Origin of the sequence: Archangium sp., assembly GCF_036388035.1 — a bacterium.
In the GTDB taxonomy this organism is placed as follows: Bacteria; Myxococcota; Myxococcia; order Myxococcales; family Myxococcaceae; genus Archangium.
The window spans coordinates 1-8337 of record NZ_DASVSO010000576.1; the positions used below are offsets into that span (position 1 = coordinate 1).

General features: G+C 69.1%; 9 protein-coding genes and 1 pseudogene. 6 read left to right on the top strand and 4 right to left on the bottom strand.

The genetic code is table 11. The features are described from left to right. Nucleotides 1-471, bottom strand: a pseudogene (locus VF697_RS23295) (zinc-regulated TonB-dependent outer membrane receptor); the annotation flags it as partial. A 43-nt stretch (nucleotides 472-514) separates the two neighbouring features. Continuing rightward, nucleotides 515-964 (bottom strand): hypothetical protein, encoded by a 450-nt coding sequence (locus tag VF697_RS23300; RefSeq protein WP_331098529.1) that lies wholly within the window; start codon nucleotides 962-964, stop codon nucleotides 515-517. A gap of 132 nt (nucleotides 965-1096) precedes the next feature. On the opposite strand from VF697_RS23300, the gene VF697_RS23305 reads away from it, so the two are divergent. From VF697_RS23305 to VF697_RS23330, 6 genes are all read left to right on the top strand, one after another. Next, nucleotides 1097-1438 (top strand): Rieske (2Fe-2S) protein, encoded by a 342-nt coding sequence (locus tag VF697_RS23305; protein ID WP_331098531.1) that lies wholly within the window; start codon nucleotides 1097-1099, stop codon nucleotides 1436-1438. An 80-nt stretch (nucleotides 1439-1518) separates the two neighbouring features. After that, nucleotides 1519-2082, top strand: a complete 564-nt coding sequence (gene folE, locus VF697_RS23310) for a GTP cyclohydrolase I (protein WP_331098544.1) — start codon at nucleotides 1519-1521, stop codon at nucleotides 2080-2082. Then, complete coding sequence (locus tag VF697_RS23315) at nucleotides 2079-3494, top strand: FAD-binding oxidoreductase (RefSeq protein ID WP_331098533.1); 1416 nt, start codon at nucleotides 2079-2081, stop codon at nucleotides 3492-3494. Before folE ends, VF697_RS23315 begins: the two co-directional genes overlap by 4 nt. A gap of 227 nt (nucleotides 3495-3721) precedes the next feature. After that, entirely contained in the window at nucleotides 3722-4474 is a 753-nt protein-coding gene (locus tag VF697_RS23320; RefSeq protein WP_331098535.1) for a sigma-70 family RNA polymerase sigma factor, read from the top strand. Between the two features lie 132 nt (nucleotides 4475-4606). Beyond that, nucleotides 4607-5347 (top strand): tetratricopeptide repeat protein, encoded by a 741-nt coding sequence (locus VF697_RS23325; protein ID WP_331098537.1) that lies wholly within the window; start codon nucleotides 4607-4609, stop codon nucleotides 5345-5347. Beyond that, nucleotides 5344-7197, top strand: coding sequence for a long-chain fatty acid--CoA ligase (locus VF697_RS23330; protein WP_331098538.1), 1854 nt, complete (start codon nucleotides 5344-5346; stop codon nucleotides 7195-7197). The genes VF697_RS23325 and VF697_RS23330 overlap by 4 nt, the downstream gene beginning before the upstream one ends. A gap of 107 nt (nucleotides 7198-7304) precedes the next feature. On the opposite strand, the gene VF697_RS23335 is transcribed toward VF697_RS23330, so the two are convergent. Both VF697_RS23335 and VF697_RS23340 read right to left on the bottom strand, forming a co-directional pair. Then, nucleotides 7305-7535, bottom strand: a complete 231-nt coding sequence (locus tag VF697_RS23335; RefSeq protein ID WP_331098540.1) for a twin-arginine translocase TatA/TatE family subunit — start codon at nucleotides 7533-7535, stop codon at nucleotides 7305-7307. A gap of 74 nt (nucleotides 7536-7609) precedes the next feature. Then, nucleotides 7610-8337, bottom strand: a 728-nt coding sequence (locus VF697_RS23340) for a HAMP domain-containing sensor histidine kinase (protein ID WP_331098542.1), incomplete at its 5' end; no start/stop codon positions are given.

Consider the following 8337-nt stretch of genomic DNA (forward strand, 5'->3'; position numbering starts at 1 on the left):
GAAGCGGAAGTACGGGTCCACCGACGTGTTGAGCGACATCTCCAGCTGCTGGAAGTTGAAGCCGTTGGCGGAAGGATCGTGCCCGCCCGTCTGCAGCGGCTCCTTCGAGGTGAAGGCGGCCGCCGCCACGTCCAGGACGAAGGACAGCTCCAGCCCCTTGTAGTTGATGTTCGCCGGATTGAACGTCCACCCGCTGGTGGACGTGGGCGAGCTGGTGGTGGTCCCGGCGGGCGCGGGCGTGGGAGCAGGCGCGTTGCCGGTGCTCGTGGCCGCGGCGGCATCCGAGCCGAGCGCTTCCTCGATGGCCTTCAGGTCCTCGGCGGACATCTCCCCGGAGGCCCCTTCAGCGGGCGTGCCGGCGTCGGCGTCAGGAGTGCCCGCGTCGGGCGACGTCTGGGCCCAGGCGGCGGGGGAGAGACACAGCGAGAGGGAAACGGCGAGGCCGGCGAGCCGGCACGAAGTGGGTGACACAGGTAGAGGCTCCTCGAAACCAGACGTCCCGCGAGGGCGGACGTCAAACCACGACTTCGCTTCGACGGCACCAAGAGTGTGCCGGAGGCGAGGCCTTGGGGGCGGTGTCGAGGGCGGAGAGGGAGTGCAGGGACCGGGGCGGCGCGGTGGCCGGACGGCTCACCTCGAGGCAGGCCTGGACGACGGGCCGCACGTCGGCGCGGCCGACCACCTCATCCCGGGTGCTGGCCGAGATGAATGCACACTCCTCATGGCGCAGCGGCCCCACGGAAGCGGGGGGCAGCTTCTCGAGGGCCCCCGAGTCCCGGACCTGCGCGACACGCGCCGTGGACCCACCCGCCGAGCCCTCTTCGAAGGCCCGGTGCGTCGGGCAGTAGCGGTGGACATGCTCCCGCGCGTGCGCGATGCCGAGCAGCGGCTGGGCAACCCACAGCACCACCAGCAACGTGGCGGCGAGGCGTCCAGCGGCGGCGATGTGGGCTCGATGTCGCATCAGGCAGGATGATGACGGGAGGTGTGTTGCTCTACTGGTCCCCTCCTGAGGTGTCAAGGGAGCGACGCGTGCGCCACGCGCCGCCTTCAGGCGGGGACGGGATGGCTACCGCGGTGCGTTGAGGATCGACTCATGAACGGACAGGCCGACGAGCACTTCATTCCCGTGGCCCACCTCGCGGATCTCGACGAGCGGGGGAGGGCGGTGATTCACCTGGGAGAGGAGGCGGTGGCGCTGATCCGGGTGGAAGGCCGGCTGCACGCCCTCCAGCAGGCCTGTCCCCACCGGGGTGGGCCTCTATCGGAGGGGGACCAGGACGGGTGCCTCCTCTACTGTCCCCTGCACGCCTGGGCTTTCGACGTCCGCACGGGCGACAGCCCAACGACTCCGGGCGCGCGGGTGCGCATCTACGAGGTGCGCGTCATCGGGGACGAGATTCAGGTGGCGGCTTCGGGTAGGTTGCGCGCCCCCTGAAGGACCGACGAAGCATCACGCATCAGAGGACTCAAGGAGCTCCGTCCGTGGGAAACCCCCGAAAGCCGGACCGCGCGGCCATGGCCACCGCCATCCAGGACTTCCTGCGCGCGGCGGGCCTGCCGCTGAAGAACGACCCCAACCTCGCGGGCACGCCGGAGCGCGTGGCCCAGGCCTGGGCGGAGGAGTTCCTCGACGGCTACGGCCGCACGCCCGAGGAGGCGCTGGGAGAGACGTTCCCGGCACCTCCCCACTCGTCCGGAGAGATGGTGGTGGTGACGGACCTGCGCTTCCAGTCCATGTGCCCGCATCACCTGTTGCCCTTCGAGGGCCGGGCGCACGTGGCCTACGTGCCGGCGAAGCGGGTGGTGGGCTTTGGCCGGCTGGGCGCCCTGGTGGACTGCTTCGCGCACCGGCTCATCCTCCAGGAGGACCTGGCGCGCGAGGTGGCCTCCTCGCTGGCGCGCGTGCTCGGCAGCTCCGCCACCGCCTGCATCATCGAGGCGGAGCAGGCGTGCCTGCGCATCCGGGGAGACCGGCAGCGCGACGCCCGCACCCACGCGGAGGCTTATGAAGGCCGGCTGCGCAAGGACGGGGCGCTGCGCCGCGAGCTGTGGGCGCGCCTGGGAGCCACGAAGCGATGAGCGGCGCTCCCCGTCCCACGCCCGCGCTCCTGGAGCAGGCCCACGCGGCGCTGGTGGCGGCGCTCTCGCCCGGACAGGTGTGCCGCGACGAGGCCACCCTGGCCAACTACTCCAAGGACGAGTCCGACTCGGGCGTCTACCCGCCGGACCTCGTGGTGTTCCCCGAGAACACCGAGCAGGTGTCGGCCGTCTTCCGCACGTGCCAGGCGCTCGGCGTGCCCTTCACGCCCTGCGGGGCGCGCAGCGGCAAGAGTGGTGGCTCGCTGCCCCTGATGGGCGGCGTGGCGGTGAGCCTGGAGCGGATGAACCGCATCCTCTCCGTCTCCGTGGAGGACCTCACCGCCGTGCTGCAGCCGGGCGTCATCACCGGCGAGCTGATGAAGGCCGTGGAGGACCAGGGCCTCTTCTATCCGCCGGATCCCAACTCGTGGGAGTTCTGCACGATGGGCGGCAACGTGGCGGAGAACGCCGGAGGCCCCCGGGCGCTCAAGTACGGCGTCACCCGCGACTACGTCATCGGCCTGGAGTGGGTGCTCCCCAGCGGCGAGGTGCTCCGCGTGGGCCGCCGCACCATCAAGGGCGTGGCCGGCTATGACCTGGTGGGCCTCTTCGTGGGCTCCGAGGGCACGCTCGGGGTGGCCACGGAGATCACCGTCCAGCTCATCCCCAAGCCCCGGCACGTGAAGACGGCCCTCGTCATCTTCGACTCGGTGCACACCGCCGCGCGCGCCATCACCGCCGTGCTCGCGGCCGGCATCCTCCCGCGCACCCTGGAGCTCATCGACGACGTGGCCCTCAAGGCGGTGGACGGCCGGGGCTTCAACTTCCCGCCGGGGGCCGGCTCGGCCGTCATCGCCGAGGTGGACGGCAACATGGAGGAGGGCCTCTTCGCGGAGCTGGCCTGGCTCGGAGAAATTTGCGAGCAGCACGGCGCGAAGGAGGTCCTCCTCGCCCAGGACGAGTCCCAGCGCGAGAAGCTGTGGGCGGCGCGCCGGGGGGTCTCCCGGGCCCTGCGCACCCTGCGGCCCCATAAAATTTCAGAGGACATCGCGGTACCCCGGTCCCGCATTCCCGACATCATCCTGGCCCTCAAGCGGATGGGCGAGGAGCTGGGCTTGCCAGTGGCCACATATGGTCACGCGGGGGACGGCAACCTGCACGCCAACATCCTCTATGAGGGGCCGCACCAGCGGGCCCTGGTGGAGACGGCCATCCAGCGGATGCTGGAGCTCACCGTCTCCATGGGCGGCACCATCACGGGCGAGCATGGGGTGGGCCATGCCAAGCGGGAATATCTGGCGCTGGAGCAGTCCGAGGCCGTGCTGGAGCTCCAGCGCCGCCTGAAAGGCTTCTTCGACCCTTCAGGAATGCTCAACCCCGCGAAAATCTTTCCCGCGCCCAAGCGTTCTTAGTCTTACGCGGATGCGCGAGCCCCCGGGGCTGAAAGGGCCGATCCCCACTTGGGTGAAGGCCGTGACGCTCTCGTGACACCCCTTGGCCCGCTTGTGGGCAGGGTAAGCGGGAGAAATACCCCGGAACTGAAATGAGAAACCCAATGGCCCGTTGTGCGTCCTAGAGGATGTGGACGCGGACCTGGGGGCGAGCGCGTCCGGACAGAAGGGAACGGAGGACGCGAAACATGGCGAACAGGACGATGAAGTTTGGTGCCGAGGGCCTGTCGCACTACCTGCGCCACCTCGGGGATCATTCTCAGCTGACCCGGGAGCAGGAGTACGAACTGGCCGGGCGTGCCCGCAAGGGTGATGAATCGGCGCGGCAGTTGCTCGCGCAGTCCAATCTGGCGTTCGTGGTGGCGGTGGCGAAGAAATTCTCCAACCGTGGCGCCCGCCTGGATGACCTCATCCAGGAAGGCAATGTGGGTCTGATGAAGGCGATCGAGCACTTCGATCCCAAGAAGAACGTGCGTTTCGCCACCTACGCGGTGTGGTGGATCCGCGCCTACATCACCCGCTACCTGAAGGACAACCGCAGCCAGGTCCGCGGCGGTGAAGCCGAGCGAGGCAGCATGACGGACTTCTCGCTCGACGCGAGCATCGACGAGGAGGGCGAGACGACCTTCCTGGATCGACTCGAGGACGGAGGACCCTCTCCGCAGGAGATCTTCCTGTCGCGCGAGCAGAACGAGGAAGTGCAGGAGGCCCTGGCCAAGGTGCGCAAGCGCATTGGCGACCTGGGCTGGGACATCCTCACCGAGCGGCTCACGCAGGACAAGCCGCGCACGCTGGAGGAGCTGGGCCAGCGCTGGGGCGTCTCGCGCGAGCGCGTGCGGCAGGTGGAGCTCAAGACGAAGAACTTCCTCGAGCGCTACCTGGCGGCTTTCAACCAGGACGAGGAGCAGGCGTTGCTGGAGTCGGCAGTGGACGCGGCCTGACCGCGAGGACAGGGTCCATGTCCACTACCCAACGGGGCGGTACCTGAGGTGCTCCACGCACCGCGGGTACCGCCTCCGTCGTTTGGCCGCTCGTATTGCTGACGGGCGAAAGCGCATGCTAACACGCGGTGTATGCGCTCGATTTTGCTAGCCGTTCTGGTGCTGGTGGGCCTGCCGGCCCTGGCCGCCACCCCTGAGGAGCTGTCGTCGTGGGATGCGCTGTACGCCCGTCGAGGCGAGGCCGCCGCGGTGAAGCAGCTCGACGAGGCCCTGACCCAGGCCCTGAAGGCCTCGCCCGAGGACTATGAGGTGCTGTGGCGCGCGGCGCGCCTCCGGCAGTGGCAGGCCGACGGGGCCGCGGACGCCAAGGTGAAGAAGAACCTGGGCAAGCAGACGTGGGAGCTCGGGGACAAGGCCCGCAAGCTCGCGCCGGACCGGGTCGAGGGCCAGTACTTCGCGGCCGTGGGCATCGGCTCCTACTCGCAGGCGGTGGGCATCCTCACGGCACTCGGCGAGGGGCTGGAGGGCAAATACAACGAGCGCCTGGACGCCGCGCTGAAGCTCGACCCGATGTACGAGCGCGGGGGACCTTTGCTGGCCAAGGGGCGTTACTACTATGAACTACCCTGGCCCAAGAGGGACCTGAAGAAGTCCGCCTCGCTCTTCCAGAAGGCCATCGCGAAGCACCCCGAGCAGCTCCGGGCCTGGCTGTACCTGGCCGAGACGCTGCTCGCCGATGGGGAAGAGAAGAAGGCGCACGAGGCCATCCTCAAGGTGTCCCAGGGGAGCGTGGGGTATGACCCGGCCGAGGGTCAGCGCGTCCAGGGGTGGGCGAAGAAGGTCCAGGCCGCCATTGAGGAGGAGCTCAAATGAGGGCTGAAACCCAACTCGACACATCCAATGCCCCGGCGCGCAACCTCGTCGAGCTGTTGCTACAACGGGCGCAGTCTCCCTCCAAGGTCGCGGCGAGCTGGAAGACGGGCGGTCGCTGGGAGGACGTCACCTGGGGCCGCATCCTCGAGGACGTGAAGGCGCTGTCCGCCGGCCTCCTCGCCCAGGGCGTGAAGCCCGGGGACCGGGTGGCCGTCTTCGCCGATACCAGCCTCCAGTGGTTGGTGTGCGACCTGGCCATCTCCGCGGCGCAGGCCATCACCGTCCCCATCTACGCCTCCAATACGCCGGACGAGGCCCGCTACATCCTCAACCACTCCGAGACGTCGCTCGTCTTCGTGGACCATGACGAGAAGACGGCCAAGCAGACGGGGCGCATCACCCGCCTGCGGCAGAAGCTCGCCGAGTGCCCCACCGTGCGCAAGGTGGTGCTCTTCGAGGGCGCGGCCAGCGGCGACGCGGAGGTGACGCTCGCGGACCTGATGGCCCGGGGGCGCGAGGCCCACGAGGCCCGTTCCGGTGGCTTCGAGGAGCGGGTGGGCGCCGTGAAGGCGGATGACACCTGCTGCATCATCTATACCTCGGGCACCACGGGAGACCCCAAGGGCGTGCTCCTCACCCACGGCAACTGGGCCTACGAGGCCATCGGGGTGAAGAACCTCGGGGTGATGACGCCCGCTGACTCGGTGATGATGTTCCTGCCCCTGGCGCACTCCTTCGGTCAGGTGGTGAAGGCCGCGTGGCTCTCCATGGGCTTCCGGCTTGTCTTCGCCGAGTCGGTGGACAAGCTGATGGGCAACCTCATGGAGACGCACCCCACCATCCTCCCGGCGGTGCCGCGCGTCTTCGAGAAGGTCTACAACGGGGTGGTGGCCAACGGCTCCACCGCGCCCGGGGTGAAGGGCCGGCTGTTCCGCTGGGCCTTCTCGCTCTTCGACGAGTACGTGGAGGCGAAGAACCAGGGCCGCGAGCCCTCCATGCTGGGCCTCACGCTGGCGCGCAAGCTGGTGTTCAGCAAGGTGCGCGCGACGCTCGACGAGAAGCTGGGTGGCAACATGCGCCTGTTCGTCTCCGGCGGCGCGCCCCTGTCCCGGAAGATCGCCTACTTCTTCGATCTGATCGGCTACAAGGTGGTGGAGGGCTACGGCCTCACCGAGACGTCCGCCGCCACCTGCGTCAACCCGCCGGAGAAGATCAAGATCGGCACCGTGGGCCCGCCGATGCCGGGCTCCGAGGTGAAGATCGCCCCCGACGGGGAGATCCTCATCCGCGGCCCCGGGGTGATGAAGGGCTACTACAAGAACGAGGCGGCCACGGCGGCGGACCTCGAGGCGGATGGCTGGTACCACAGCGGGGACATCGGCGAGGTGGACGTGGAGGGCTACGTCCGCATCACCGACCGCAAGAAGGACATCATCGTCACCGCTGGCGGCAAGAACGTCGCGCCGCAGAACATCGAGGGCGCGCTGAAGACGTTCCCGCTCGTCAGCCAGGCCGTGGTCCACGGCGACCAGCGCCAGTACCTGGTGGCGCTCATCACCGTGGCCGAGGAGCCCGCCCGCAAGCTGCTGACGGAGAAGGGCGTGACGCCCGGTACCTACGCCGAGCTCTGCCGGCGGCCGGAGATCCGGGCCGCGGTGCAGGAGGTCATCGACAAGGTGAACGCGGAGCTGCCCTCCTACAGCACCCTCAAGCGCTTCGCGGTGATCGAAGCGGACTTCAGCCAGGAGTCCGGCGAGCTGACGCCGAGCCTCAAGGTGAAGCGCAAGCTCGTCAGCCAGAAGTACAAGCAGGTGCTGGACGGCCTCTATCAGGGAGGCCATTCGGACTGAGGAGCCCCTGGCGGGCCGGCTGCTTCAAAAGCGACAACGCCCGATCTGCCTCTCCCCGGGGGGAAGGCCGATCGGGCGTGGGACGCGGGTGCCGCCAGCGGGGTGCCTCAGCCGTGGTGGCTGCTGCGCGCGTTGACGTCCTTGTCCACCGTGGTGCCGCTGGCCAGCGTCTCCGACTGCTTCTTGTCGGCGGCGGGAGTCTCCTCCCCGCCGAAGCCGCGCTTGAAGTTGCGGATGGCGCTGCCCAGCGCGGAGCCGAGCTGCGGCAGGCGCGTGCTTCCGAAGAGGAGCAGGAGCACCCCCATGATCAGCAGAATCTCGGACATCTTCAGACCCATCGCGCACTCCTTGGCAAAGGCGCGGGCAGAATAGCCCCGGAGGGCGCGGGTCGCCAGCACGACGACAGGGGCGCTCAGTGCTGCATGCCGGGCGAGGTAGCGAGCGCGATAGGCACTGTAAGGTAGAGGGTGATTCCCCCCACGTCGGTCGAGACACCGACGCTTCCGCCGAGGGCCTCCACCTCCTGCCGGGCGAGGTACAGGCGCAGCGGATCCTCCAGCTTCTTCTCCCGGAAGGCGCGCTCCTCGCGCGAGAAGGTGAGCGCGGCTTCCTCCTCGGACGGGGGCACGCCGTCGCGCCGCACCTCCACCCGGATGCCGCCATCGTCGGGCCGGGCCCGCACCCGGAGTTGCTCCCCGGGCTGGACGTGCAGCAGGTGGTGGCGGATGAAGGCCTCCACGGCGTGCTGCACGCGGCCTCCATCCACGTCCACCTCGGGCAGGGGCCCACTCGGCAGCTCCAGGCTCAGCGACACGCTCGCCGCGCCCGCCGGCTCGATGAGGTGCTCCACCGCGTGGGCCAGCAGGGGTTCGATCGGCTGCCGCTCCTTCTCGCACGCCAGCAGTCCGAGGTCGGCCCGGCTCGAATCGAAGAAGTCCTGGGCGAAGGCGAGGGCCTTGTCCGTGTTCCGGAGGATGGTCTCCAAGCCCCGCTTCGCCTTGGGCTCGAGCGGGATGCGGCCGTTGAGCAGTAGGGCCGCGTAGGAGCGCACGTTGGCCAGGGAGCCCCGCAGGTCATGAGACGCCAGCCCCAGGTAGCGCACCAGCCGGCGGGAGCTCTCCTCGTCCCCCGCGACGGGGA